The 26,152-nt window shown below is 63.6% G+C and carries 25 protein-coding genes; 14 read left to right on the forward strand and 11 right to left on the reverse strand.

All coding sequences use genetic code 11. The annotated features are described in order from the left end of the window. Window positions 1–91: 91 nt before the first annotated feature. From RQH14_RS20895 to RQH14_RS20910, 4 genes are all read left to right on the forward strand, one after another. Window positions 92–913 (forward strand): DNA/RNA non-specific endonuclease, encoded by an 822-nt coding sequence (locus RQH14_RS20895; protein ID WP_311215046.1) that lies wholly within the window; start codon window positions 92–94, stop codon window positions 911–913. A gap of 117 nt (window positions 914–1,030) precedes the next feature. Then, a complete protein-coding gene (locus RQH14_RS20900; protein WP_311215086.1) occupies window positions 1,031–2,119 on the forward strand; it encodes a peptidoglycan bridge formation glycyltransferase FemA/FemB family protein in 1,089 nt (362 codons plus the stop codon). 114 nt (window positions 2,120–2,233) lie between these two features. Continuing rightward, the gene (locus tag RQH14_RS20905; protein WP_311215087.1) at window positions 2,234–3,550 is read left to right on the forward strand and encodes a peptidoglycan bridge formation glycyltransferase FemA/FemB family protein; all 1,317 of its coding nucleotides are present in this window, start codon (window positions 2,234–2,236) and stop codon (window positions 3,548–3,550) included. Window positions 3,551–3,577: 27 nt separating this feature from the next. Further along, window positions 3,578–5,065, forward strand: a complete 1,488-nt coding sequence (locus RQH14_RS20910; protein ID WP_311215047.1) for a threonine/serine exporter family protein — start codon at window positions 3,578–3,580, stop codon at window positions 5,063–5,065. Between the two features lie 66 nt (window positions 5,066–5,131). Here the strand turns inward: RQH14_RS20910 and RQH14_RS20915 are convergent, their stop codons facing one another. Continuing rightward, window positions 5,132–5,971 (reverse strand): siderophore-interacting protein, encoded by an 840-nt coding sequence (locus RQH14_RS20915; RefSeq protein WP_311215048.1) that lies wholly within the window; start codon window positions 5,969–5,971, stop codon window positions 5,132–5,134. Window positions 5,972–6,023: 52 nt separating this feature from the next. After that, window positions 6,024–6,794: a uracil-DNA glycosylase gene (locus RQH14_RS20920; protein ID WP_311215049.1), complete on the reverse strand. Its 771-nt coding sequence runs from the start codon at window positions 6,792–6,794 to the stop codon at window positions 6,024–6,026. Window positions 6,795–6,900: 106 nt separating this feature from the next. Between RQH14_RS20920 and RQH14_RS20925 the strand changes: the two genes are divergently transcribed. From RQH14_RS20925 to RQH14_RS20945, 5 genes are all read left to right on the forward strand, one after another. Next, the gene (locus tag RQH14_RS20925; RefSeq protein WP_396136339.1) at window positions 6,901–7,236 is read left to right on the forward strand and encodes a DUF3263 domain-containing protein; all 336 of its coding nucleotides are present in this window, start codon (window positions 6,901–6,903) and stop codon (window positions 7,234–7,236) included. Between the two features lie 49 nt (window positions 7,237–7,285). Further along, a complete protein-coding gene (locus tag RQH14_RS20930) occupies window positions 7,286–7,894 on the forward strand; it encodes a LytR C-terminal domain-containing protein (RefSeq protein ID WP_311215050.1) in 609 nt (202 codons plus the stop codon). A 172-nt stretch (window positions 7,895–8,066) separates the two neighbouring features. Then, window positions 8,067–8,270 carry a cold-shock protein gene (locus RQH14_RS20935; protein WP_011773737.1) on the forward strand — a complete coding sequence of 68 codons (204 nt, stop codon included), beginning with the start codon at window positions 8,067–8,069 and terminating at the stop codon, window positions 8,268–8,270. Window positions 8,271–8,593: 323 nt separating this feature from the next. Further along, entirely contained in the window at window positions 8,594–10,219 is a 1,626-nt protein-coding gene (groL, locus tag RQH14_RS20940) for a chaperonin GroEL (RefSeq protein WP_311215051.1), read from the forward strand. Window positions 10,220–10,355: 136 nt separating this feature from the next. Further along, window positions 10,356–11,498: a ribonuclease HI family protein gene (locus RQH14_RS20945; protein WP_311215052.1), complete on the forward strand. Its 1,143-nt coding sequence runs from the start codon at window positions 10,356–10,358 to the stop codon at window positions 11,496–11,498. 105 nt (window positions 11,499–11,603) lie between these two features. Here RQH14_RS20945 and RQH14_RS20950 read toward each other — a convergent pair whose 3' ends face one another. From RQH14_RS20950 to RQH14_RS20965, 4 genes are all read right to left on the reverse strand, one after another. Next, entirely contained in the window at window positions 11,604–11,894 is a 291-nt protein-coding gene (locus tag RQH14_RS20950; RefSeq protein WP_311215053.1) for a WXG100 family type VII secretion target, read from the reverse strand. Window positions 11,895–12,048: 154 nt separating this feature from the next. After that, window positions 12,049–13,512 (reverse strand): HAMP domain-containing sensor histidine kinase, encoded by a 1,464-nt coding sequence (locus tag RQH14_RS20955; RefSeq protein ID WP_311215054.1) that lies wholly within the window; start codon window positions 13,510–13,512, stop codon window positions 12,049–12,051. A 2-nt stretch (window positions 13,513–13,514) separates the two neighbouring features. Continuing rightward, window positions 13,515–14,225, reverse strand: a complete 711-nt coding sequence (locus RQH14_RS20960) for a response regulator transcription factor (RefSeq protein WP_089597209.1) — start codon at window positions 14,223–14,225, stop codon at window positions 13,515–13,517. 100 nt (window positions 14,226–14,325) lie between these two features. Continuing rightward, window positions 14,326–14,964, reverse strand: coding sequence for a LysE/ArgO family amino acid transporter (locus RQH14_RS20965; protein WP_396136338.1), 639 nt, complete (start codon window positions 14,962–14,964; stop codon window positions 14,326–14,328). A 65-nt stretch (window positions 14,965–15,029) separates the two neighbouring features. On the opposite strand from RQH14_RS20965, the gene RQH14_RS20970 reads away from it, so the two are divergent. Together RQH14_RS20970 and RQH14_RS20975 are read left to right on the forward strand one after the other, a co-directional pair. Then, a complete protein-coding gene (locus tag RQH14_RS20970; protein WP_311215055.1) occupies window positions 15,030–15,953 on the forward strand; it encodes a LysR family transcriptional regulator ArgP in 924 nt (307 codons plus the stop codon). Window positions 15,954–16,022: 69 nt separating this feature from the next. Further along, window positions 16,023–16,247 (forward strand): hypothetical protein, encoded by a 225-nt coding sequence (locus RQH14_RS20975; protein ID WP_311215056.1) that lies wholly within the window; start codon window positions 16,023–16,025, stop codon window positions 16,245–16,247. Window positions 16,248–16,264: 17 nt separating this feature from the next. Here RQH14_RS20975 and RQH14_RS20980 read toward each other — a convergent pair whose 3' ends face one another. The 5 genes from RQH14_RS20980 to RQH14_RS21000 form a co-directional block, all read right to left on the reverse strand. Beyond that, window positions 16,265–18,385: a multicopper oxidase family protein gene (locus RQH14_RS20980; protein ID WP_311215057.1), complete on the reverse strand. Its 2,121-nt coding sequence runs from the start codon at window positions 18,383–18,385 to the stop codon at window positions 16,265–16,267. Window positions 18,386–18,397: 12 nt separating this feature from the next. Beyond that, window positions 18,398–18,871, reverse strand: a complete 474-nt coding sequence (locus RQH14_RS20985) for a hypothetical protein (protein WP_311215058.1) — start codon at window positions 18,869–18,871, stop codon at window positions 18,398–18,400. A gap of 202 nt (window positions 18,872–19,073) precedes the next feature. Continuing rightward, window positions 19,074–20,732, reverse strand: coding sequence for a DNA repair helicase XPB (locus tag RQH14_RS20990; RefSeq protein ID WP_311215059.1), 1,659 nt, complete (start codon window positions 20,730–20,732; stop codon window positions 19,074–19,076). Between the two features lie 13 nt (window positions 20,733–20,745). Then, window positions 20,746–23,211 (reverse strand): helicase-associated domain-containing protein, encoded by a 2,466-nt coding sequence (locus RQH14_RS20995; RefSeq protein ID WP_311215060.1) that lies wholly within the window; start codon window positions 23,209–23,211, stop codon window positions 20,746–20,748. Between the two features lie 68 nt (window positions 23,212–23,279). Then, the gene (locus RQH14_RS21000; protein WP_311215061.1) at window positions 23,280–23,495 is read right to left on the reverse strand and encodes a hypothetical protein; all 216 of its coding nucleotides are present in this window, start codon (window positions 23,493–23,495) and stop codon (window positions 23,280–23,282) included. A gap of 238 nt (window positions 23,496–23,733) precedes the next feature. Here RQH14_RS21000 and RQH14_RS21005 point away from each other — a divergent pair, with 238 nt between their 5' ends. Genes RQH14_RS21005 through RQH14_RS21015 form a run of 3 tightly spaced genes read left to right on the forward strand, consistent with a single transcriptional unit; the run spans window position 23,734 to window position 26,091 of the window. Next, window positions 23,734–24,117: a cold-shock protein gene (locus tag RQH14_RS21005; protein WP_089593906.1), complete on the forward strand. Its 384-nt coding sequence runs from the start codon at window positions 23,734–23,736 to the stop codon at window positions 24,115–24,117. Between the two features lie 8 nt (window positions 24,118–24,125). Beyond that, window positions 24,126–24,737: a DUF3027 domain-containing protein gene (locus RQH14_RS21010; RefSeq protein WP_311215062.1), complete on the forward strand. Its 612-nt coding sequence runs from the start codon at window positions 24,126–24,128 to the stop codon at window positions 24,735–24,737. 43 nt (window positions 24,738–24,780) lie between these two features. After that, window positions 24,781–26,091 carry an MFS transporter gene (locus RQH14_RS21015; RefSeq protein WP_311215063.1) on the forward strand — a complete coding sequence of 437 codons (1,311 nt, stop codon included), beginning with the start codon at window positions 24,781–24,783 and terminating at the stop codon, window positions 26,089–26,091. Window positions 26,092–26,152 lie beyond the last annotated feature (61 nt).

Below are 26,152 nucleotides of genomic sequence, written 5' to 3' on the forward strand. Positions count from 1 at the left end.
AGTACAAGGAAACCGCGATGGGCGGCCTCGCCGTCAACGTCGTCGAATGCTGAGTCTGTTTACTGTCAGTGCCTAGTGCCATGCTGTATCCATGAGCGGGGGATACGACAGGGATTTTTTGCGGGCACGCCTTGAGCTGCCCAGTCCGTCGGCAACGACGATTCTTTTGGACTACATCCACTTCTCCGTGCGTTTCCGGGCTGCCCGGAGACTCGCGGCGATTGTGGGGGTCAATATCCACGGCAAGGAACTGAATCCGCTGGCCCGTGAGGGCACCTGGCATTTTGATGACAGGATTCCCAGGGAACAGCAGGCCGGCCCGGACGTTTACAAGAACAACGCGTTCGACCGCGGCCACTTGGTGAGGCGGCTGGATCCAGTCTGGGGTGACGCGGCCACGGCCAAGAAAGCCAACCAGGACACGTTTGCCTTCACCAACGCTGCGCCGCAGGTGGATGACTTCAACCAAGGCAAGGAACTGTGGGTGGGGCTCGAGGATCACGTGCTGAACCACGCCGATGCCCACGACGCCAAGCTCAGTGTCTTCACCGGACCCGTCTTCCTCGACGACGATCAGCCCTACCGGGGCGTCCAGATCCCGCGAAAGTTCTGGAAGATCGCGGCCTGGACCAACGATGCCACGCTGGCCGCCGTCGGGTTCGTCCTGGACCAGTCGCCGCTGCTGGGCAAAGTGGAACTGAAGAGGGCCATCGACCAGAAGCTTCTGGAGGGAGAGCCACCTCCGCTGGGACCGTTCCGGACTTTCCAGGTCCCCATCGGTCAGATCGCGGACCTGACAGGACTTAGCCTCAGCAGGCTCACCAACGCGGACCGACTCGCCAGCGGCCAGCGGGAACTGGGAAAGCAACCGAAGGCCATCCAGCTGGAGAGCGCGGACCAGATTCGCTTGTGAGTAACCGCAAGACTGCGGTTTTGCCCGTAAACCAGCAGATTTTTCCCGGCCCGATAGACTTGGGGCTGCATGTCCGCATGCCACCACGCTTTTGAACACTGCACCAAAACCCTGAGATTGGACACGGCCACCTTGCGAGAATTCACCGCCCGCTTTGCCACCGCCGAGGAAATCGACAACTGGGACAAGCACGTCACGGCCAATCCGAACGGCGGCAACATGCTGCAGTCGGACGCCTACGCGGCCGTCAAGGACGGCAATGGCTGGTTGGTCCGCCGCCTGGTGGTGGAGGCCTCCGATTACACCAGCTACAACCTGCTCCTGGAAAAGAAGTTCCCGGTTCTGGGCCGGCTCTGGTACCTCATCAAGGGGCCGGACGCTGCCGCCGTGGAGGACATCAACCCCATGCTCACGGCCATTGCCACGTTGGCCAAGGAACAGAAGATGAAGGTCTTCACCATCAAGATCGAGCCCGACGTCGTGGAGTCACCCGAGGCGGTGACGCAACTGAAAGCGGCTGGCTTGGTTAAGGCACCGAACATCCAATCCAACGACTCCACTGCGATATTGGATATCTCAGCGCCCGCCAACGAGGTCCTCCGCAGCATCTCCTCGCGTGCCCGCAACGCTGTCCGCAGGGCCGAACGCGAAGGGTGCGAGGTGGTTCAGGCCGAGCCAGGGGAGGACAGTTACCGCAAGCTCTACGCCCTCATGCGGAACACGATGGACGCCAAAGGTGCCATGCCGTTGCGGAGCTACGAGTATTACGCGAAGTTCTGGGAAGAGTTCTGCAGCCGGGGGCAGGGTCACTTCTTCTTCGTCCACGAGGATGGGGCACCGAGCGTGGGCGCCTTCGTCATCAACTATGGCTCCAAGGCCACCTACAAAGACGGCGGATCCACCCAGAACCGCAAGCAGTACGGTGACTCACACCTGGCACAGTGGGCGGCAATCCAGCGCATGCAGGAACTGGGCTGCGTGGAGTACGACTTCTGCGGTACGCCGCCTGCTGCAAGGATCAAGGACAAGAGCCACCCGCTCTACGGGCTGGGGTCGTTCAAGACAAGCTTCACCAAAACCGTCACGGACTTTGTGGGCTGCTACGACCTCGCCCTGGGACCTGTCCGATACAAGCTGTGGCTCAAAGGTGCGGAACGCATCTTCCGCCGACTCGAGACCATGCGCACCGGCGGCCAGTTCTACTGACGGCCACCGCAGCCACCAAGCCAAACAACGTCAGGCCCGCCCCGGCCACCAACGGGTGCAAATCTACTTTTAGGTGAGGTAATTTCTTTGACTCCGATTGAGGCTGGAACCGCCATGGAATTCGTGATTCTCAGTGACGCTGATTTCGAGACCTTTGCCAAGGGACACCCGCAGGGGAGCTTCATCCAGTCCATGGACCTCACGCGCTTCCAGCGTGCCCGTGGCCAGGAAGTGGAACTCTTCGGGGTCATGCAGAGGGGCAGCCTGATTGCTGCAGGAAAGCTCGTCTACTCGTCCAACCGCCTGGGCTACAAAATCGCAGACTGCGCCAAGGGACCACTGATGGACTACAGCGACCCCGCAGTGGTTCGCTTCGTCGTCGAGCAGTTGAAGAAGCACGCGGCCTCGAAGAAAGCCGCTGAACTGCGGATCTCACCCAACATCCGGTACATCGCGCGCGACGAAGAGGGCGCGGAGCACCCCGAGGTGGAGGACAACCGTCCCCTGCTGAAGGAATTCGAAGGATTGGGCTTCAAGCACCAAGGCTTCGATATGAACTTCGCCAACATCAACTGGATGTTCATCAAGCAGCTCGACGGGATCGCTGATTCCGAAGAACTCATCATGGGCATGAACTACCGCACCCGCAAGGCCATCCGTAAAGCCGAGAAGAACGGCGTGTACCTGGAGCAGGCCACTCTGGAAACGCTGGATGAGTTCTACGGCGCGCTGAGCACCGCCGGAGACGAGAAAGGCTTCACCTACCGCGAACGCGAGTACTACGAGCAACTGCTCCGCAACACATCGGATGAGTTCACCAAACTCATGATGGCCAAGATCAACATTCCTGAGTACCGGGCGTCCATCACGGAACGGCTGGAGGCTGAATCAAAGACCCTCGCAGAGCTCAAGCGGGAGGTCGAGGAGACCGGCAGCAAGAAGAAAGCCAACCGGGTCAAGGTAGTCCAGGATCTGGTGGACAGCTATGAGCGCAGCCTCAGGGACATCGAACGCTTCCCGGACTCCGTAGGCGTGGCCACTGTGGCTGCCATCCACTTTGCCTGCTCGGGCGACGAACTGGTGTGCGTCATTGGCGGCACCGTGCAGGACTACATCTACTTCAACGGCGCTACATCCCTGTACTGGGGCATGATGCTGCACGCACTCAACAACGGATACTCGCGCTATAACTTCTACGGCACGTTTGGCATCCAAGGCCAGGACGAGACCGGCCACGGCGGCTACGAGTTCAAGAAGGGATTCGGGGGCGAGGTGGTCCAGTTGGCAGGGGACTTCGTTGCACCGGTGAACCCGCTCATCTTCAACGCCTATCGCGTGGTCAGGAAGCTCGCAGGAGCTGCCCAGACAGTACTGGGACGATTGCCACTGGAGAAATTGCCGGTAGTAGGAAAATTTCGGAGGAACCGCTAATCACACAAGCCAAGGGAGGATCGCCGCGTGACTGAACGCCCCGACGGGTCCGCCAGCAGGCCCCATACTGACGGGCTGCCCAAAACCCAGCCGCTGAGGCCATCCCAGGTCAGGCAGAACGTCAACGCCAAACGTATGCTCATGCGTCTGGTCCAAGGTGACAGCCCGCCCACGGCGCCCATGAACATCGTGGACCGTTTGGCGGGAAGCCCTTATGCCAACCCCACCATCCAGGTAGTGGGAGTGGATGCTTCGGCCCGCAAGACCATCGACTTCGCCCTGCATCTGGCGGAGGTCATGTTCCGCTATGGAGCGGGCGCCCTTGAGGTCGAAACGAGCATGATCGCTGTGACGGCCGCCCTTGGCCTGAAGAACGTTGAAGTGGACATCACCAACCAGTCGGTGGCCATCAACTACGCGCCCAAGGACCAGACGCCCATCACACTGCTGCGCGTTGTTCGATCCTGGACCAACAACTACGCCGGCCTGGCGCAGGTGCACCAGCTTGTTACTGACATAGTTGCCGGCGGAGTGGGCCGCGATGAAGCCGTGCGCCGCTTGAACGAAATCATCCGCAGCGCCAAGCCGTTCCCGCGCTGGATGGTCACCATTGCCTTCGGTATCTTCTCCGCGGTTTTCGTGGGGGTCCTGGGCGGTGGCCTGGGCGCATCCGCGGTGGCTTTCTGCTCCAATATCCTGATCAGCCTGCTCTCACGCCAGCTTGCACGGTGGCGCACTGCGGACTTCTTCAACACCATGGCGTGCGCGTTCCTGGTCACCTTTATCGCGCTGATGCTGCGGTGGGCGGGTGTGGACATTGCTCCGTCCATTGTGGTTGCCGGCGGAATCCTCCTGTTGCTGCCAACGGGTCGACTTGTCTCGTCCGTTCAAGATGCGATCAACGGCTTCCCGGTGACAGCAGCCGGACGATTCCTTTCCACGGCGCTGACGTTCGGTGCCATCGTGGCGGGTATCGGCGTCGCAGTGGTGGTCGGCACGCTGATCGGCAGCGAGGTCCTGGACGTCACGGATACATTCCCCGATGCGTATCCCTTATGGGGTCAGGCCATCCTGATCGCCATCGCGGTGGTGGCCATCGGTGTCACCGAACAAACGCAAATGCGTCTGTTGATCCCGACGGCGGCAGTCGGCATAGTGGGATTCTTCGTTCTGTGGGGGGCTGGCGCCGCCGGGCTCGGCGATCGCCTGTCACCCGCCGTCGCGGCCGTGGTCATTGGCCTGCTGGGACGGGTAGTGGCGCTCAAACTCGGAGCGCCGCAGCTGGTGGTTGCAGTTCCTGCCGCGTTGATCCTGCTTCCCGGCCTCACTATATTCCGGTCCATGTATGTTTTGACCGTCGAGGAGGGAGACATTCTGCTGGGTGCGGGCGGCATGTTGAACGCAGGGGCGATTGTCCTGGGAGTGGCTGCGGGCATCGTGCTTGGCGACAACCTTGCCCGGCCATTGACCAAGGGCCTGTCCAGCAATGAGCGGCGCAGGGTCCGCAGGCGATAGGCGACACAACACGAACGGCGCTGCCATGAGGCAGCGCCGTTCGGCTATAAGAGATCTGTGCCGAATCTAGATCTGTCCGACCGGAAGCTTCTTCTCGGCTTGGAATACTTCTTCCACGCGACCCTGCGCCCAGTAGCCGGACAGTGACACCTGGGAACGCTCCAATCCACGCTGGACGAAGAAGATCTCTCGGAGGCCCTTCATATAACCCCGCTCGCCGTGGGCAAAAACGTCCACCCGGCCGGGCAACCATTCGGTGGTGCGCAGGGCATCGAGCAGCAAGTCACTGGCGCCCGCAGGTACTCCGTTGCGCTGCAGCCAATGCAGGTTCACTCCGGCGGGGGCGGAAATCGGCAGGATGTCTGCCTCGTTGTCCACTTCCAGAAACACGGTTCCGCGGGCATCGGGGGCAAGAGCCTCCACGCATGCTGCAATGGCCGGGATCGCGGCGTCGTCGCCGGCGAACAAGTACCAGTCGGCGTCCGGGGCCGGGTTGTAGGCGCCGCCGGGTCCTGTGAAGACCAACGAATCGCCGGGTTCGGCTGCGGCTGCCCAAGGACCTGCAAGTCCCTCGTCGCCGTGCACCACAAAGTCGATGGCCAATTCCTGGGCTTCAAGGTCTACCCAACGGATGGTGTAGGTCCGGGTATGCGGCCACAGCTCCCGCGGCATGGTCTCGCGGATGGCCCACAGGTCCAGCGGAAGCTGGTACTCGACGCCCGGCTGGGGGAAGACGATCTTGACGTAGCGGTCCACGTACTGGTTGTTCGCATAGTCACTGAATCCCGGTCCGCCGGCCACGATCCGCACCATATGCGGCGAAAGGCGTTCATTCCGCAGGACTGTCAGGTTGACCTGCGGGCGGGTTGTACGGGTGGCGGACGAAGTCACGGGGAGAGCAGACATGTAGGTAAGCCTAAGCTAATTTGCTGCACGTCCGCTGGGGATGAGTCGAAGGTTACAGGACAGGCAGTTCCCAGTTGATGGGTTCGGCGCCCTGTTCCAGCAGCAGCTCGTTGCTGCGGCTGAAGGGCTTGGAACCGAAGAAGCCCCGGGAGGCCGAGAGCGGACTGGGATGGACCGACACGATGGACGGCGCTCCCTCCAGCAACGGCAGTACGCCCTCGGCGTCCTTGCCCCAGAGGATGGCCACCAACGGGCTGCGCCGCCCCGCACCGTCCGTACGGCGGGCGACGGCGGTGACTGCCGCCGTCGTGATGGCCTCCCAGCCCTTGCCACGATGGGAGCCGGCATCTCCGGCGGTGACGCTGAGGACACGGTTCAACAGGAGGACGCCTTGGTCCGTCCAGGCGGTGAGGTCTCCATGGACCCGGGGAGGCAGCCCGAGGTCGTCGTGCAGTTCCCGGTAGATGTTGGCGAGGCTGCGCGGGATGGGCCGCGTCCGTGGCGAGACTGCAAAGGAAAGCCCGACGGCGTGTCCCGGCGTGGGGTACGGGTCCTGGCCCAGAATCAGTACTTTGACGTCTGCCAGCGGCTGTTGGAAGGCGCGCAGAAGGTTGCCGGCCGAGGGAAGGACGTGGGTTCCGTTCTTGGCTTGGGTCGCGACGAAGTCCAAGGCGCTCCGCAGCTGCCCTTCCACGGGACGCAGGGCATCAGCCCAGTCCTGCGCCATCAGTTCTTCCAGCGGGCGGCCGGGGAGCCCGGCAAAACCGGCATGGTCCAGGTCCGTCGGCTCAAGGTCAAAGAGTGCATCCTCGCCATTCACCACGCCATTGTCTCCTGTGCAGTACCGGCCCGGCGAATGACAGCGTTGTTATTCGCCCGTAACATGGGGGTAGGACATTTTCCCCCAACACGCGTCGAAGGAGTGTGCCGTGGCAGAACCAGCACCGGAACCGATGGCGCCGCAGTCAACCGGGTTTGCCCTCGCAGACCTTGCGGCCGGGACCCTCAGTGACTCCCCGCTCAGCGAACGGGACCAGCAGATGTTGGCCTTGGAACGGCAGTGGTGGAAGTACTCAGGGGCCAAGGAGCAGGCCATCCGTGAACTGTTCGATCTCTCGGCAACACACTATTACCAGATCCTCAACGCGCTCATAGATACCGAAGACGCGTTGGCCCACGATCCCATGCTCGTCAAGAGATTGCGTAGACTACGTACGTCCCGCCAGCGTGCGCGGACGGCACGTCGCTTGGGGTCCGACGCGTAAATCGCCAGGCTGATCTGTCAGCAGCAACCAGCAAGGACAACGCTTCACCATGACCAAATATGCCAAGGACGAATTCGACCAGGTCCCGCAGAACACTTCCCGGCAGGGCGTTCACCGTGATGCCCAGGAAACCACGCGTCCCACGTTGTGGCCGGTCTTGACCGTTGGGGCGGTAGCCCTGGTTCTGGGGCTGGTGGCCTTCCTGGTCCTTCCAAACCTCGGCGTGGTGGCCCCCAATGCCGCGCCCAGCGTCTCCACGCCGGCCCCGCAGCAGACTGATGCCTCGCCCTCTGCTGCTCCGAGCGAATCCAGCAGTGCACCGTCCGCATCCAGCGAGCCGACGCCCTCAGAGAGCCCGTCTGCAACGTCGTCCTCCGCGCCGGTCGACAAGTCCACCCCGGTTGCCGTGTACAACGGTGCCGGCACCGCTGGGTTGGCTGGCCGCGTGGCCGGCCTGGTGGAAGCCGACGGCTGGACGCTGAGCACCGTGGGCAACTGGGGCGGCCTGCCGCAGCAGACGTCCGTGATCTTCTACAACGCGCCTGAGCAGAAGGTTAACGCCGAGGCGTTGGGCACCTTGTTGGGCATCCAGACGATCGTTGAATCGCCCGAGGTGCAGCAGCAGTTGGTTGTTGTGGCAGGACCGGGCTACCAGTAAACCTCTGGCCTCCAAGTGGCCCTGAAGCCCCAACTCGGTTAAGCCTCAATAACAAAAGTGATGCCCCGGGCCTCCATGGGGAGCGCCGGCAGAGTGACTGTGGTTACAGTGGATTGATTCCGGTACGGAGATCCCGGCAACCGGTCTTGGCTACTGCGAAAGTGTGGGCATCATGGCATTGGGAACCGTCAAATGGTTCAACGCCGAAAAAGGCTACGGATTCATCACTGTGGATGAGTCGGGTGACGACGTCTTTGTACACTGGTCCGCCATTCAGATGGACGGCTTCCGCGCCCTTGAAGAGGGTCAGCGGGTTGAGTTTGAACTGGGCGAGGGGCAAAAGGGTCCGCAAGCCGAAGGTGTGCGCGTCGCGTAGCGCCTTATCGGGTTTCGACCCGTCTCCGTCAGCCCTCGGCTGAAAGCCCTTTGTTTATAGAGCAAAGTGGCATCTCTGCTTGCACTCTCCCCGGTCGAGTGCTAATTATTGATTTAGCACTCCTATGGTTCGACTGCTAAGTCCAGCCCGGCTTACCCCGGCGGTGGGCGGTGTTCGTTCCAGCGGAGGATCAAGAAACACCTTGGTGGGGTGAGGTCCGGAGCGCGGGGCATACAGAGGCCGCGGGCAAAGGACCGTCCGTCGCGGGCACCCCATCTGACAGGTACCTTCTTAACGACTGTCCCGAAAGGACTACCGCCGTTATGGCCAAGATCATTGCATTTGATGAAGAGGCACGCCGCGGCCTCGAGCGGGGCCTGAACATCCTCGCAGACGCCGTCAAGGTCACCCTCGGCCCGCGTGGACGCAACGTCGTCCTCGAAAAGAAGTGGGGCGCCCCCACGATCACCAACGATGGCGTTTCCATCGCCAAGGAGATCGAGCTGGACGACCCCTACGAGAAGATCGGTGCAGAACTGGTCAAGGAAGTTGCCAAGAAGACGGATGACGTCGCTGGCGACGGTACTACCACTGCAACCGTCCTCGCCCAGGCACTGGTGAAGGAAGGCCTGCGCAACGTTGCCGCCGGCGCCGACCCGCTGTCCCTCAAGCGCGGCATCGAGAAGGCTGTTGAGGCAGTCATCAGGGAACTGCTGGCCTCCGCCAAGGAGATCGAAACCAAGGAAGAGATCGCAGCTACGGCTTCCATCTCCGCCGGTGACCCGGAAATCGGCAGCCTCATCGCCGAAGCCCTGGACAAGGTGGGCAAGGAAGGCGTCATCACGGTCGAGGAATCCAACACCTTCGGCCTGGAGCTTGAGCTCACCGAGGGCATGCGCTTCGACAAGGGCTACATCTCCGCTTACTTCGTCACCGACGCAGAGCGCCAGGAAACGGTCCTCGAAGACCCGTACATCCTGATCGTCAACTCCAAGATCTCCAACGTGAAGGAACTCGTCACGGTTCTGGAGAAGGTCATGCAGTCCAACAAGCCGCTGCTGATCATCGCCGAAGACATCGAGGGCGAGGCCCTGGCCACCCTGATCGTCAACAAGATCCGTGGCACCTTCAAGTCCGTTGCCGTCAAGGCTCCGGGCTTCGGTGACCGCCGCAAGGCGCAGCTGGCCGACATCGCCATCCTCACCGGTGGCCAGGTCATCTCCGAAGAAGTTGGCCTCAAGCTCGAAAACGCCGGCCTGGAACTCCTCGGCACCGCCCGCAAGGTTGTTGTCACCAAGGACGAGACCACCATTGTTGAAGGTGCCGGCGACGCCGAGCAGATCGCAGGCCGCGTGGCCCAGATCCGCGCCGAGATCGAGAACTCCGACTCCGACTACGACCGCGAGAAGCTGCAGGAACGCCTGGCCAAGCTGGCCGGCGGCGTTGCAGTCATCAAGGCCGGTGCCGCAACCGAAGTTGAGCTCAAGGAACGCAAGCACCGCATTGAGGACGCAGTCCGCAACGCCAAGGCTGCTGTTGAAGAAGGCATCGTTGCCGGTGGTGGCGTAGCCCTCATCCAGGCCGGTGCCAAGGCATTCGCCAACCTCACCCTCCAGGGTGACGAGGCAACGGGTGCGAACATCGTCAAGGTTGCCATCGACGCTCCGCTGAAGCAGATCGCCTTCAACGCCGGCCTCGAGCCCGGCGTTGTGGTGGACAAGGTTCGCGGCCTGCCTTCGGGCCACGGCCTGAACGCTGCCACGGGTGTCTACGAAGACCTTCTGGCTGCTGGTGTGAACGACCCCGTAAAGGTCACCCGCTCGGCTCTCCAGAACGCTGCTTCCATCGCTGGTCTGTTCCTGACCACCGAGGCTGTAGTTGCCGACAAGCCTGAGAAGAACGCTCCGGCTGCCGGCGGCGACGACATGGGCGGCATGGGCGGCTTCTAAGTCCCCACGCTGTAGCAATACAGCGCCCAAGCGTCACGCTTTAGAGCAAACGACGGCGGTCCCCACCTGGTGGGGGCCGCCGTCTTGCTGTGCTAGCACGGATTCAGTGTCGGTGGGGTCTGGCAGGATTAAGGTCATGACAATTATTGCTGCCGCTGATGGGTCCGCCCTCGGCAATCCTGGGCCGGCCGGTTGGGCCTGGTACGTTGATGACTCCTGTTGGCGCGCAGGAGGTTGGCCGCACGGCACCAACAACCAGGGTGAACTCATGGCCGTCCTGGATCTGTTCCGTTCCACGGCACATGTGCCGGAGGAAGACCTGCTGATCCTTTGCGACAGCCAGTACGTCATCAACTGCATCAGCAAGTGGATGCCGGGATGGAAGCGCAAAGGCTGGCGCAAAGCCGACGGCAAGCCTGTGCTGAACGTGGACCTCCTCAAGGACATCGACCAGGCGATCGTGGGCCGCAAGTACAGGTTCGAATGGGTCAAGGGGCACGCCGGACATGACCTGAACGAGGCCGCCGATGAGCGTGCACGCGCCGCTGCAACGGCCTACCAGCAGGGTGTCGCGCACCGGAGCGGCCCAGGGTTCCCTGGCGCCCCTGGGAAGGGCGACGCGAAAGGGCGGCGGGACCAGGCACCGCTGGATGCCACGGTAAGCGCCCAGGGACCCGCTCAGGCGCAGCTGCAGGCGGAAGCGCTGGTACAAACCCACCTCCGGCATGAAGACCCCGTTATCGCAGGGGCAGCGGTTGTGGGGGCGGCGGCCACCTCCTTGGGATCGGCGAACGCTCCCAGAGCAACAGTTGGGTCCGCTCCATCGAAGGCCGAGCGCAGCTCCCGACCACATTTTGAGCCGACGCTCTTTGGAGAGTCCGGGATCTTTGGCCAGCCTGATCTCTTCAGCGAACTCGAGGATGCTTCCACCCAGGCGCTCTCCGCCGAGGAGACGGTGCTTGCCTTGGAACGGGAACTGCTTCGGCCGGATGTTCGCGCTGACATTGGCAGGATCGGAGTGCTGCTCCACCCGGACTTCGCAGAGATCGGCAGCTCGGGACGGTTCTGGACCCGGGACGCCATGATGATGGCCTTGGAAGAGGATCCAGGCGAGCCCACTGACCTTGAGCTGCTCAGTGCCGACCGTCTCAGCGAGAACACCATCCTGCTGAACTATCGCAGCCTCGCCCACACGGGATCAGCCCTGCGCAGTTCAGTCTGGATGTTGGACCGTGGCCAATGGCGGCTCCGGTTCCACCAGGGGACTCTGGAGAGCTAGCGAAGCTGGAGCCCGGGGGACTCTATCCCGCAGACTCATGACCTGCAGGGCCGGCATGCACAGGGGGAAGACAGCCGGCCCCGCAGGAGCTCATGGGTGGGATGGTTAGTAGGCGAAGCGCTGGGTGTTTCCCTGCTCCACCTCGGAGTAACTCGCTGCGGCCGAGGACAGTGCCAGGTTGATGGAGGCGAGCGAGGCTTCAACTTTGCCCTGGGTAATGGACCATTCAAGGACCAAGGACCGGAAGTTGGTGGCGGCAGATCCACGCCACGTTGCCTCGAGTTCGTCCAGGCCCCGCTTCATGGTCAGCACATCAGAACTGATGCGATCCACGGTTCCTTTGACATTGGCCGACTTGAGCTGAAGCAACTCGGTGTCGACGGAAATGACGCTCATGGGTGGTGCCTTTCGACGAAGATGTTCCGCAGGTTGCGGTGGGATGCGTGGGCCACATCATTGAGCCTAAGCACCCGCCTGCAACCCTGGAACACAGCGTCGCCGCTATGTGGACAACTGCCGGACGACACAGTTATGTGGACAACAGCGTGCGCTAGCTTGATACCAGCTCGGCCGGCTCCTCACGGAACGGAAGGCTGACCACCATGGTGGCCCCGCCGCCGTCGGTCTCCGTGACCCGCACGGTACCGCCGTGGGAGCCCACGATGGCGGCAACAATAGCGAGACCCAGTCCGCTGCCACCCGTCTCCCGGGTGCGCGACGTATCCGCGCGGTAGAACCGTTCGAAGATCTTGTTGGTTTCCTCATCCGGAATACCGGGTCCGTGATCGCGGATCTCAATCACAGAGACTGATTCGGTGGGCGTTGTTCGAACACCGACAGCGAGCTCTATGGGGCTTCCTTCCGGCGTGTACCTCAAGGCATTGCCCACCAGGTTGCCAATGACCTGGCGCAGTTTGGCTTCGTCGCCCTGGACGGGAGCCGCGGTGGGGGAGGCGCCGTCGAGTCCTGTGAGCGTGATGTTGCGGTCCCCGAAGGATGCCTTGGTGTCCACCATGGCATCGTGTGCCAGGAGTTGCAGATCCACGGGCTTGAGTTGCAGCGGACGCTGCTCGTCCAAGCGGGCCAGCATCAGCAGGTCCTCCACCATGGAGCCCATGCGCTTGGCTTCGCTTTCGATCCTGCCCATCGCCATCGCCACGTCCTCTTCAGTGGCCAAGGCGCCGTGACGATACAGCTCCGAGAAACCGCGGATGGTGACCAAGGGTGTGCGCAGTTCGTGGGAAGCATCGGCCGCGAAGCGACGCATACGTCCTTCGGAAGCGGCGCGGGCCGCAAAGGAGGCCTCAATATGGGCCAGCATGGCGTTCAGGGAACCGCCGAGCCTGCCGACCTCAGTGTGGGGGTTATCGATGTCCACACGGCGGGAGAGGTCTCCCGCAGCGATGGCAGCGGCCGTCTTTTCCACCTTGGCCAAGGGCCGGAAGGACCGGGCCACCGTCCAGGTGGCAATGAAGAAGGCCAGTACCAGCGTCAACAGGCCAACGCCCACCACTACCAGGACAGCGTGCTCCATGACTTTGTCCACCGGGGTAAGCGGCAGCCCGATGATGACCACGCCATTTTGCCCGTTGGCAACCACGCCTACGGCAACTACACGCCAGTTGGTGCCTGCCGTGCCTTTGACCTGGAAGGGGGTATTGCCGCGCTGTTTGGCCTCGGTCGAGGTGATGTTGGAGACTGCGGGACGGTCAGTCTGGCTGCCGCCGAAAGGGTAGGGATCAAGCCCGGGGACATACAGCGTCAGCGAGTAGTCGGTGGGCACAGCGGAGTCGTTGGGCGCGGTGGGGTTCGGCTGGGTCAACTTATCAAAGGACTGTTGGTCCTGCGCCAGCGCAACGGCGGCCTTCAGTTTGTCGTCCACCTGGCCCTGCAGGTAGCTCTTGACGAGCGTCAGCGTTCCCGCGCCCGTCGCCGCCAGGGCCAACAGGAGAAGGCCCATGATGATGGCGACGAGTTGCGACCTCAGGGACGCCGACTTCCAGCGTTGCAGCAAGGTCAGCGCTTCTCTGCCGTTCGCAGCACGTAGCCCACGCCGCGCTTGGTCTGGATGAGGGCGGCGGCATCGGGATCGATGTCCACTTTTCGGCGCAGGTACGAAATGTAGGACTCAACGATCGAGGCGTCACCGTTGAAGTCGTATTCCCAGACGTGGTCCAGGATCTGGGCCTTGGAAAGTACCCGGTTGGGGTTCAGCATAAGGTAGCGCAGGAGCTTGAACTCGGTAGGGGACAGCTCGATGACGGTGCCGCCGCGGCGGACCTCGTGGGCGTCGTCGTCGAGTTCAAGGTCGTCGACACGGATCACGGCGTCGTCGTCTTCCAGCGGCTGCGTGCGGCGGAGGACGGCGCGGATGCGTGCCACCACTTCGTCGAGGCTGAACGGTTTGGTGACGTAGTCGTCCCCGCCCACGGTCAGGCCGGTGACCTTGTCCTCGGTGTCATCCTTCGCGGTCAGGAACAGGACGGGGAAGTGCTTGCCGGCTGCGCGGAGGCGGCGCGTCACCGTAAAACCATCCATGTCCGGGAGCATGACGTCCAGGACAGCGAGGTCCGGAGAGTGGAGATCGGCTGCGGCGAGGGCTTCGCGGCCATTGGACGCGGCAACGACCTCGAAACCTGCAAAACGCAGGGACGTGGAGAGCAGCTCGCGGATGTTGGGTTCGTCATCGACGACAAGGAGCTTGGCTTCGGGGCCGTTCTTTTTCATGACATCCATGATGCTCCCAGAAACTGGGAGTTCTCTGGATGCTGCATGTGAGCGGACTGCGTGGCTGGATGGGGCTCACGCCCCGCACGAACGCGGCACCTCAGGTACCCAACGCCAAGCCCGCGCCCAGCGCCACCATGGTCACGGCAATGCCGCCGTCCAGGAACCGCCATGACAAGGGCTTCGCGAAGAAACCACGGAGAAAACGCGCGCCAAAGCCCAGCGAGCAGAACCAGAGGATGCTGCCCAGCATGGCACCGGCCCCAAACCACCACTGCAGGGGGGTACCCTGCGCGCTGGCGATCGAACCCAGCAGGGCGATGTCCAGATAGACGTGCGGGTTGAGCCACGTCAGCGCCAGGACGGTGGTGACGGCCGCTGCGACGCCGCGTTTCGCGCCGCCGTCGTGGGTCGATTCGTTGCTGGTCGTCAGGGTCTGGGGTCGGAGAGCGCGTCGTGCGGCCATGATGCCGTACGTCACCAGGAAGGCGGCCCCCACATAGCGAAGAACGACGACGGCGGCCGGGGCTGCCGTAATAAGGGCGCCGGTGCCAAGGACGCCGGCAGCGATCAGCACGGCGTCGGACAATGCGCAGACCGCCACAACCTGAACAATGTGCTCGCCACGAATGCCCTGCCTCAGCACGAAGGCGTTCTGTGCGCCGATGGCGACGATGAGGGCCAGGCCTGTGGCAAGGCCGAGGCCTGCGGAATGGAGGAAGTCGGTATAAGTCACCATTTGAAACTACGGGCGGCCTTGCCTTTAGACCAGCTAATGATACTGATGTGGCATAAGATTCTCTTATGCCACAGTTTCCTTCCGAACAGTTGCTGACCTTCGCCACCGTCCTCGCCGAGGGCACACTGGACTCCGCAGCACGCCTCCTGCACATCACGCCTTCCGCGGTGTCCCAGAGATTGAAGGCCTTGGAGCAATCCGCGGGTCGTGTCCTGCTGCAGCGGAGCAATCCGGCCAAAGCCACCGAAGCGGGCGAGGTGGTTCTCCGCTTGGCCCGCCAAGTGGCCCAGCTCGAAGCGGATGCAGGAAGGGAGCTCGGGCTGGGTGCGGACGGGGCACAGCTTGCCGTGCCGATCGTGGTCAACGCGGATTCGCTGGCCGTGTGGTTTCTGCAGGCACTGGCGGGCGTCCCCAACGATCTCAACGTCACGTTCGACCTCCACCGGGACGACGAACAGCACTCAACGTCCCTCCTGCGCTCGGGTACAGTCATGGCTGCGGTGACTGCGACCCCCGAGCCCGTGCAAGGGTGCCGTGTGGAAAGCCTGGGCGTCATGCGGTACAGGGCCGTCGCGGCGCCGGGCTATGTGGACCGGTGGTTCCCTGATTTCCCCCAAGGCCTGGACGGAGAGGCCCTCAACGCAGCCCCCACTGTGGATTTCGACCGTAAGGACACCTATCAGTGGGCCTTTGTGCAGTCGTGGCCGGGCGAAGCCGGAAAACCAGTGACGGAACGACGCGGGCCCCGCCACTATGTTCCGGCCTCCCACGATTTCGGTGACGCGATCCGGCTTGGCCTGGGCTGGGGGCTGATCCCGGAGGTCCAATGCGGACCCGATATTGCCGACGGCAGCCTCATTGAACTTGCCCCGGAGAGGCCTTTCGATGTCCCGCTTTATTGGCAGCGATGGAAGACGGCTTCCAGGGTGTTGGACGTTCTCAGCGATACAGTGCGTGAAGTATCCGCGCGGTACCTCACCGCCGCCTGAATGCGGCTAATTCCGAACACGCCCGGGGATGCTTCCAATAATGTCAGTGCCCCGTTCCACACTTTAAACATGGCAAACGCAGCAGCTCCAGTCAGCATTCACCAGCACCAGGACACGGTGGAAACCGAGTTCCATGTGACCTACCTTGACAGCGAAACCGGCAGGGTCAGGCGGGAGGACTTCCATGACCTCGCGGCCGCCGAGCGCTTCGCCAGTGCCCAGCTCCGTGACGAGGACTGCTGGGCCGTGGTGGACCACGTCACCGTCCAGAACACCCGCCGGATGGTTGCTTAGGCGCTGAACCGCCTGCACTATTCAGGCCGGTTCCCCGCATGGCCGCCATGGACAAACGGCGATGACACGCCTTGGTACTTCAGCAGCATCATCATTCCTTCGGCGGCATGATCCAGATTGTGGCAGTGGTCCATCCAGATCCCCGGGTTGTCAGCGTGGAGCAGAAGCTCCCACACTTCGCCGGGCAGCACGTCCACGGTGTCCAGGACAAGCGGCGAGCCCGTGGGTGCCACACCGTTCCTGCTGAGCACTTGGACATGGTGTCCATGGGGATGCATGGGATGGGGGTCCGCGGTGCGGTTTATCACCGTCACTTTCACGGTGTCGCCCAGGGCTACATCGATGGACGGAACCAGTGGGTACGCAGCGCCGTTCACCGTAAACGCGTATCGCGGTATGCCGTCAACAAAACGGAACTGCCGGTCCAGGACAACCACCTCTTCCCGGGTGGTGGCGGCTTCCTCCAGCCCTGACCCGGCCCTCGGTTCGCCATAGTCCAGCAGGTCGAGCACAGGGGTGGTGTTGAAGATCCCGGGAGGGGCCTTCTCAGGGACGGTGACGTCAGGGGAATCGGGCGGAGCTGCCACAACAACAGCGCTGGACGCGGAGTCGGAGCGAAGGGTCACGGGCCGGTCCGTCATGGTGAAGGCGATGTCCACCCTGCCACCGGCCCCCAGCCGCACCAGCTGGCCGGACACCTCCCCAGGCTGGTTCACCTCGGTTCCGTCCACCGCCACCGCCTTGAAGGATGTCCCCTCCACGAGGTAGCGCTGCGGCAGGGAATCAGTGTTGATGAGCCGCATCCTTACGCTCGATCCCAGCGCGGCCGAGTACGTACTCGTGCGGTCTGAGGAGCCCAGCAACCCCAGACCGCTGAGGTCGTGTCCGGCCACCACGATGTCCGTTTCTGCGCGGGACACGGTGGGATCGTGCACGACGAAGGTGCCGTAGAGGCCCTTGCGGACCCCCTCGGCTGAATCCTGGTGGGTGTGATACCAGTACGTGCCGGCTTGGGCAGCAGTAAAGCGATAGGTCATGGACTGCCCGGGCATCACGGCATCCTGGGTTGCACCGGCTACTCCGTCCATGGCATTTGGAACGTCGTAGCCGTGCCAGTGCAGGGTGACACCGGCAGTCACATCACGATTCTTGAGCTCCACCTCCATCACCTCGCCCAGCGTGGCTTCCAACGCAGGGCCCGGAAGGCTGCCAAACGTCCAGGCTTCCGTGCGCTGACCGGACGGCAGCGTCACCTGCTCCACCCGGGCCGTGAGTTCGTAGCGCCTGACCACGGGATTGGCAGGGGACTCGCCCAGCAGGCTGGTTACAGGCGTCGGATTCGCAACGGGCGCGGCGTTGCCGCCCTCGTGATGCCCGACGGCGGCCGCGATCACCGCGCCGTCGGCTGACCGGCTCCCAAGCCAGGCGAAGACTCCGGAGCCCAAAGCGGTACACGCCATGAGCCCGGCAACTGCGGCAGCCGCCGTCGGACGCCTGCCCCATGGCGGAGCGCCGCTGGTGCGACCTTCAAGTCCTGCCGCAACGTCGCCCTCAACTCCACCCCCTGTCCGGTTGAGGCGGCGGGGCGTGAACAGCACGAGCTTGGCCAGCAGCACCGTCAACACCATCAGGGCCAATAGCACCGCGACGCTCCACGGTGCTGGGAAAGGTCCGAGGATGAACGTCAGGGCGAGCGAAGCCACGGCCGACGCCGCAGCCGCCACCACGGCCAGGACTGCCCACTCCCGGGCCCGGGCCGGGTGTTCCCGGGCCGGGTGCGGCGGTGTTGTTCCCTCAGTAGTGGAGCCGGTGTTCCGCCTCCTCAGCAAGTACGGAACACCGGCCAGCGCGGCCCAAGCCGCGGGGATGGCGGTCAGAGGCAGGTTGATGGTTGTGCGTTCGCTGGCAAACCACCAACTGCCGGCCACCAAAGCAGGAAGTAAGGCATAACGCGCCACCGTCAATGCGACGGCGACACCCACCACCAGCACGCCCAGGCCGGCTGCCCGTGACGCGTCCACAGCGCGGTTGGTGGTGGACCTGGTTGAGGAAACAGTCAACCAAACAGCGGTGATCCAGGCGCCGGCCGCGAGGACGGACAACACCAGGTCAACCGCCAACAGCTGTGAGGTGGTCACAGCTGCCGCTGGTCAGGCTGTGGAGGGCGACGTTGAAGCATCCGTGGATGCAGCTTTGGGAGGCAGAGGTTGTGGGTTGAGGGCTGCCGCCCGGGCGCGGATGAACAGCCAGTACGACATGAAGATCATCATCACGCCGACGATGGGGTGGATTGAGACAACCCACGAACCTGCCGGGGTGATGAATTCCGGCGAAGAACCTGTCAGCATGCCGCCGATGATGAAAATGAACAACTGGAGCCACGTCAGCAGGAAAATGCCTGCGGCCAACCAGATCGTCCGGGATCCCACCCGGGCAATGGCAGCGACGATCGCGGCGAGCAGTGCTGAATATCGGAGTACGTACTGTCCGTTCACCGCGTGGTAGACGCCCGCTTCACGCTGGGCTTCGATGGTGTTCTGGAAATGGAAGTATCCGGCGAAGAACAGCTGTGCGAGTGCTGACAGCAGGACAATCGCGGAGAGGACCAGGAGGGCTTTGCGCATTGGGGAATCCTCTGGTGGAAAATTCTCAGATTCTTCTAGGCCTTCGAACCGCCGGCTCCCTGGCTGCGGGCTTCCCCCACCGCCGACGGCTGGCCGCCTGGATGCCTGGACCAGGGGCAACCATTAAGGGCGGAGAGCTTCACTTGGAATCGTAAAGTTGCTGGACATGAATAGCAAGGGTTTGCCGCTTCAGGCCGGGGCTTTACTGTTCCTGACCCACGTCGTTGCCCACGTCCTTGGCGTCCATGATCCGGTAGGCGTAACCCTGTTCGGCCAGGAAACGCTGCCGTTTGGCGGCGAAATCCTGGTCCAGGGTGTCGCGGGCTACCAATGAATAGAAGCGGGCAGCGCGGCCGTCCTGCTTGGGGCGCAGGAGCCGGCCCAGCCGCTGTGCCTCTTCCTGGCGTGAGCCGAAGGAGCCCGACACCTGGATGGCCACTGAGGCTTCGGGGAGGTCGATGGAGAAGTTGGCCACCTTGGACACCACCAACGTATGGATCTCACCCTTGCGGAAGGCATCAAAAAGTTTCTGCCGCGCCTTGACTGTGGTTTCGCCCTTGATCAGGGGAGCGTCCAAGCGTTCGGCGATCTCGTCCAACTGGTCGATGTACTGGCCGATCACCAGCAGCTGTTCGCCCTTGTGGACCGCTACGAGGTCTTCCACCAGCTTGGTCTTGGTTTCCGAGGTAGCGCAGAGCCTGTACTTATCCGCGTCGTCGGCCATGGCGTAAGCCACCCGTTCGTCCCGAGGCAGATCCACGCGGACTTCCACGCAGTCTGCAGGGGCGATGTAGCCCTGCGCTTCGATGTCTTTCCACGGTGCGTCGTACCGCTTGGGCCCAATGAGGCTGAAGACCTCGCCCTCCCGGCCGTCTTCCCGAACCAAGGTGGCCGTGAGGCCAAGGCGGCGCCGCGCCTGGAGGTCGGCGGTCATGCGGAAGATCGGGGCGGGCAGGAGGTGGACTTCGTCGTAGATGATGAGTCCCCAGTCGTGCCCGTCCACGAGCTCCAGGTGTGGGTAGAGCCCGCCACGCTTGGTGGTGAGGACCTGGTACGTGGCGATGGTGACAGGGCGGACTTCCTTGACGGCGCCGGAATATTCGCCGATCTCGTCTTCGGTCAGGGAGGTCCGCTTGAGCAGCTCATCCTTCCACTGACGGGCAGAGACGGTGTTGGTGACCAGGATCAGTGTGGTGGTGGAGGACGTCGCCATTGCGGCCGCACCCACCAGCGTCTTACCGGCACCGCAGGGGAGTACGACGACGCCGCTGCCGCCGGCCCAGAAGTTCTCCGTGGCCAGCTTTTGGTACGGGCGCAACTGCCAGCCGCTCTCGTTCAGCATGATGAGGTGGGGCTGCCCGTCCACGTACCCGGCCAGGTCTTCCGCCGGCCACCCAAGTTTGAGGAGCAGCTGCTTCAATTGGCCCCGCTGCGAGGAGTGCACCACCACCGTTTCGCCGTCGATTCTGGGCCCCAGCAGCGGAGCGATCTTCTTAGCACGGATGACTTCCTCCAACACGGGGTAGTCGTCGGTGCGCATCACCAAGCCGTGCTGGGCATCCTTTTCCAGGCGCAGCCGACCGTAGCGGGACATGGTCTCTGCGATGTCGATCAGCAGGGCGTGCGGCACGGGGAAGCGGGAGTACTTCAGCAGGGTGTCCAGCACCTGCTCGGCGTCCAGCCCCGCGGCCCGCGCGTTCCAGAGGCCCAGCGGTGTCAGCCGGTAACTGTGCATGTGCTCGGGGGCGCGTTCCAACTCTGCAAAGGCGGCAATGGCATGGCGTGCCTCGGTGGCGAGCTCGTGGTCCACTTCCAGCAGGATGGTCTTGTCACTTTGTACGATCAGCGGACCGTCGGTCACTGTTGAGTCCTTTTCACGAGCGCAGCTCTCCTGCGGGTTCCACATCGATGATCCGGTGGATGGAAAGCACCCGTTCGGTGTCCTTCGCGGGGTCGAACACCCTGACACGTCCACCGGAGACGGATACAGGAACAACGGTTTCGGTGTTGGCATTCCCCAAGCTGTCCACCACATTCATGGTGACGGCCTGTTTGAGTCGGATGGCGGTTTGCAGCGTCTCCAGGCCGAGCTGCGTGGACGCCTCGCCCGCCGCTTCGGACCGCACTCCGCGGTGCTGCCGAAGGACCGACAACTGTGCGTCAACGTCGTCGTCCGGGGGAGCCGTCCGCGGCGCGGTATAGACAGGGCGGGCACTGCCCGGCACCGCTGTTGTCCGTTTGAAACGCACGACGGCGGGCTCGGCCTCTTGCACGGCAGGGGAAAGTCCCAGCTCGCGCAGCACGCGGGCAGTTTCCCGGGGGCTGGCTGAGGACGTCAGGACCGTCGGGGCTATACGCACCAGGCTCAATGCCGACGTACGGGCCTCCCGCAACAGATCGGTGATGGCCGTTTCGTCATCGCTTTGGATGAAGCTGGCACTCGTACCGATCCGCAGGCGGCCATGCCGGGACGCAGTGTCCTGGACCAGATACGCCAAGGGCTGGGGCACCTCCGTGGCCGAGTGCTCCCGGAGGAACGCCAACAGCGATTCCGCATCCTGTCCGGCGTCGAGCGCCCTGCGGATGGTGGCAGCCGAGAAACGGTAGATGGACGCAGGGCCCTGGCCCTCGGCGTCGGCCATCAACAGCAGTGTCTCGCTCAGCTCCGGCGCCAGGTAGCCGGGTGCCACGGCGGTGAGGTCGGCCTGCAGGAGGATGTGGTTCACCGCGGCGGGCAGATGCTCGCCGAGGATGGTCATGGCCTGTTCGGGTTGGGCGTCGGCAATAGCGGCACCCAACTGGGTCAAAGCGCCTGAACCCATCAGGCCAAGAAGCGTGGCTTCCTCAAGAATGCCGCGGACCAGTGAACTGAACCGCCGCGACATCCGCGGTTGCGACCATTCGGCCCGCTGCAGCACTGCCCTGGCATCCAGGACGGGCGCTTTGCCATCCGGTGCGGCGGCTTCCGCGGTGAGTTCATGCAGGATCTCGAGGACGCGTCGTCGGACCACCGGGGCATCAGGCCGCTGCGCTTCAGCGGACAACGCGTTGATGGTGGTACCGGCGGCGCCTTGATGGGAGGCCGACGACGCAGGACCGGTGAGAGGCTGGCCCACCAGGGAAGGTGCACGCTCGCTGGCCAGCCAGGCATTGACCAACCAAAGCCATTGTTCCTGGCGGGGGAGGTTGAGCCACTCCAGCGACGGTGGCTGTATCCATGTAGAGCTGTCCACGTCCAGGCGGAGCAACCCGGCCATGGCACACAACTCCAAGAGGACGGCGGTTTCATGGACGCCCATACGGATGGACTCGGCAAGGCGCCGCAGTTCGCGCACACCCACACCACCACTCCGGAGGGTGGCCAAAGGCTGCTCCCGCACAGCGAACAGGAGTTCACCGGTCAGCCGCAGGATCTCCGCGATGGCCCCCATGGCAGCGTTGCGCCGCAGGGCAGCGCTGGTGTGGCCCAGCTCCGGAACCGGCGGCGACAACGTGAAGTCATCCACAATGGCGCCGCCGCGCAGCGCAAGGCCCACACTGTGGGGGAGCTCCACGTGGCCGGCGTCCAAGGGGACCAGCAAGCCGCGCGCCAACAGCCAGTCGATAGGCCCGACGTCGTGACTTTCGTGGGTGACGGAGGCCCGCCGCTGAGCCTGGGGTACTGCGCCCATGGCCCAGCTGCCGAACTTGTCCAGGAGGCCAACGGTCCGCTCCGGTGCCGTTGCCAGGATGGAGCGCAGGCTTTCCGGTGTGGAGGTCCAGCGCTGGAGCGCAAGGGCAGCATCCATGGGGGTGCTGGCAGGGTGGATGCCGGCACCGCTCTGGTGGAGTTCGGCCACCAACTGCACAACACGCTGGGCAAAGGCGGGCTGCAGCCGCACCAATTCCGTGTAGCTCCTGCCCAGGCCTGCCGGGTAAATGCCGATGACGTCCTTGAGGCTGCCCACCGGAAGGTAGAAGCGCTGGCGCGAGGAGGTGGCCGGTGCGCCAGCGGGCGGGTCCGCCCGATGGACGAGTGCCAGATCCTGCAATTTGGCGAGGATCGGGTCCAGCGCCGAAAGAGTGGACCCGGCAATGACCTTCTTCAGGCCGGCTGCGGAGATGCTGTGGCCGGTATCGGCGTTGGTGCAGAGATGGAGTGTTTCAAGGACCTGCATCTCAGGTTTGTTCAGGCGTTCCAAGGCCCGCTGCACACTGACGCGGGCGCTCGCCCTGGCAGCCAGGGCCGCGAAGTCGGGGGCCATGGGGGAGATCAGGTCCGGTCGCGCAGCAAACAAGGCCCGCAGCGAATCGTCGCTGCGCGCTTCCAGTTCCTTGCTGAGCGCGCGTATGAGGGACATCAATCCAACGTTACCGCCCCCGGGCCGTTGCTGCCTGTCAGCAGGTCAGCTGGTTGTCAGTGGGGCGGTTATTGCCGGCGGCGCTGGCGGACAGCGTCCAGCACCAGGACCACTGCGAGCATGAAGGCTACGGGCAGGCCGTAAAGGGCAGTCGACGTAATCCACGCCGGGGCCGTTCCGCTGTTGTAAGCGATCGCCATGACAGCGCCGACGGCGGCCAAGGAGGCCACCGCGATCACTGCGGCGATGATCATGAGGGGGCGGCGGTAACCCGGGGAAGTCATGTCCCCAACGCTAGCAGCAGCGCCGGAATGGGAGGTATTGCTGCGTCGAGGCCGCCCTTTCGGAACGGCTCCGGCCCTCTGTGATCGCGGCAAGGCGGGAATAGCGGGCCGGGCAGGATAACCTTGAAGGAACAGACCAACACGGACCGGGCTGTCACCCTCGATCCCGCAGAACCCTGCGGATGCGGTGTTTGGCCCGACGTGTCTCCCAGAGCAAGAAACGAAGAAGGTTGATTACGTGCCTACCGGCAAGGTCAAGTGGTATGACAAGGAAAAAGGCTTCGGATTCCTCGCGGCTGAGGACGGCCAGGAAGTATTCCTGCCCAAGACGTCCCTGCCTGCGGGCGTAACGGAGCTTAAAGCTGGAACCCGCGTGGAGTTCGGCGTGGCCGACGGTCGCCGCGGAGCACAGGCACTGGGGCTGCGCGTCCTGGAAAAGACGCCTTCCCTTGCCAAGGCCAAGCGGATGAACGCCAAGGACCTCGCCCCCATGGTGCAGGACCTGGTGACTGTTCTGGACAACCTCTCCGGCTCGTTGTCCTCCGGCAAATACCCGGACGGCAACAAGGCCAAGGCCATCAGCCTGGCGCTGCGCAAGGTTGCAGACGAGCTGGAAGCCTAGGACTGGCCATGACATCGGAATCCGCACAGGAAACAAAGGCCGGAAGGGGCGCCCAGGCAAACCCTGCAGCCGGTCCTGACGCTGCCCAGGCTCCTGGCATCGGGGAAGCCCCCGCGCGGAAGCCGGTTGCCGACAGGCCGCGTGCCGGTTTGCCCGTGTGGCGCATCGGCAAGCCGGACGCCTTCCTCGCTGCCGCCGTCGAGGTTGCCCGTGAGGCAGTGGAGGGCATTGCCAGCCCCGGCGAAGTCGGGGCACACCTCGGTGCCAAGTCCGAGGGCGACCGTGTGGTGACCCACCTGTTTGAATCCAGGCTTGCCGGCTACGGTGGGTGGCAGTGGTATGCCGTGGTGACCCGCAATTCACGGTCCAAGATTGTCACCGTGAGCGAACTTGGCCTGCTGCCCTCCGATGACTCCATCCTGGCGCCCGAATGGGTGCCGTGGGCCAAGCGTGTCCGCCCTGAGGACGAGACACCGTTGGTGGAGGAAACCGTGGAGGATGTCACGGAAGAGTCCGTACAGGCCGACGAAGACGAGGCGACTGAGTCCGCTGAGGATGCCGGGGACGCGGACGAGTCCGAAGATTCCGACGAGGACTACGACGAAGCCGGGGCTGAATAAGCATTGCGGAAACCCGGGGTGACCAGAGTGGAGGCGGACGCTGATGTCCACCTTTAGGTCACTCGGAATCCTCAACTACCGCATCTGGTTCTTCGGTGCCCTGATCTCCAACATCGGCACGTGGATGCAACGTACCGCGCAGGACTGGTTGGTCTTTGACCACCTGACCGCGCACGACGCCGGAGCCATGGGTATTACCTTGGCCCTCCAACTGGGTCCCCAGCTGTTCCTCGCCCCTTGGGCAGGGCTGCTGGCCGACCGCTACAGCCGGCGGAAACTGCTCCTCATCACCTTGGTAGCCATGGCACTCCTGAGTACGGGCCTGGGAATCCTGGTGTTGCTGGGGGTGGCTGAACTGTGGCACGTCTATGTCTTCGCGTTGCTGCTGGGCATCGTGACGGCCTTGGACGCCCCCGTCCGCCAGACTTTCGTCTCCGAGCTGGTGACCGACGAATACCTGCCCAACGCAGTAGCCCTCAACAGTGCCTCCTTCAATGTGGCACGGATGATTGGACCGGCCGTGTCCGGTGTGCTGACGGTGGTGGTGGGTCCCGGCTGGGTGTTCCTGATCAACACTGTGTCCTTTGTTGCCATGCTCTGGGCGCTGAAGCTCATTCCGGCGTCCTCGCTTCGAGTCCAGCCTCGGGCAGCCGCGGGCAAAGGGCGGATCCGTGAGGGCCTCCGCTACGTCCGCAACAGACCCGATATCCAAGTGGTTCTGGCAGCCGTCTTCATTGTGGGCACGTTCGGACTGAACTTTCCCCTCTTCATTGCCGCGATGGTGGGCACCCAGTTCGGGATGGATGCCGGAGCCTTTGGACTCCTGAACTCGGTTATGGCCATCGGATCCGTGACCGGTGCCTTGCTGGCTGCCCGACGCGGACGGCCCCGCCTGCGGCTGATCTTCATTGCCGCCGGTGGATTCGGCGTCGCCAGCGCGCTGGCGGCCTTGGCCCCCAATGCCATGCTCTTTGGCTTGGCCCTGGTTCCCTGCGGCCTGTTCGCCCTGACCCTGATCACCAGCGCCAACGGCTACGTGCAGTCCACCACCGAGGCTGTCATGCGCGGGCGGGTCATGTCCCTGTATATGGCGATCTTCATGGGTGGCACCCCGATTGGAGCGCCGCTGGTGGGGTGGGTGGCCAACGTTGGCGGGCCGCGGTGGGCCGTGGGCGTTGCAGCGTTGGCCGGCGTCAGCGCCGCCGTCGTGGGTTTGGCCTGGATCATCCGCGCCAAGCAGTTGCGCCTCCGCTTCGACCGCCGCGCCAGTGGCCTGCGGCATTTCCGGGTGGAGTCGTTGCTGGCCCGTCCGGTCACCGACGAGGACGACGACGGCCCGGGGCTGGTTCGCTAAGCGGGCTCTCGTGGGTGGCGGCTTAGTCGTCGTGGCTTAACAGGCAGCGGCGTTAGACGGC

Origin of the sequence: Arthrobacter sp. WCS2018Hpa-7 (genome assembly GCF_031843805.1) — a bacterium.
Classification (GTDB): Bacteria; Actinomycetota; Actinomycetes; order Actinomycetales; family Micrococcaceae; genus Arthrobacter.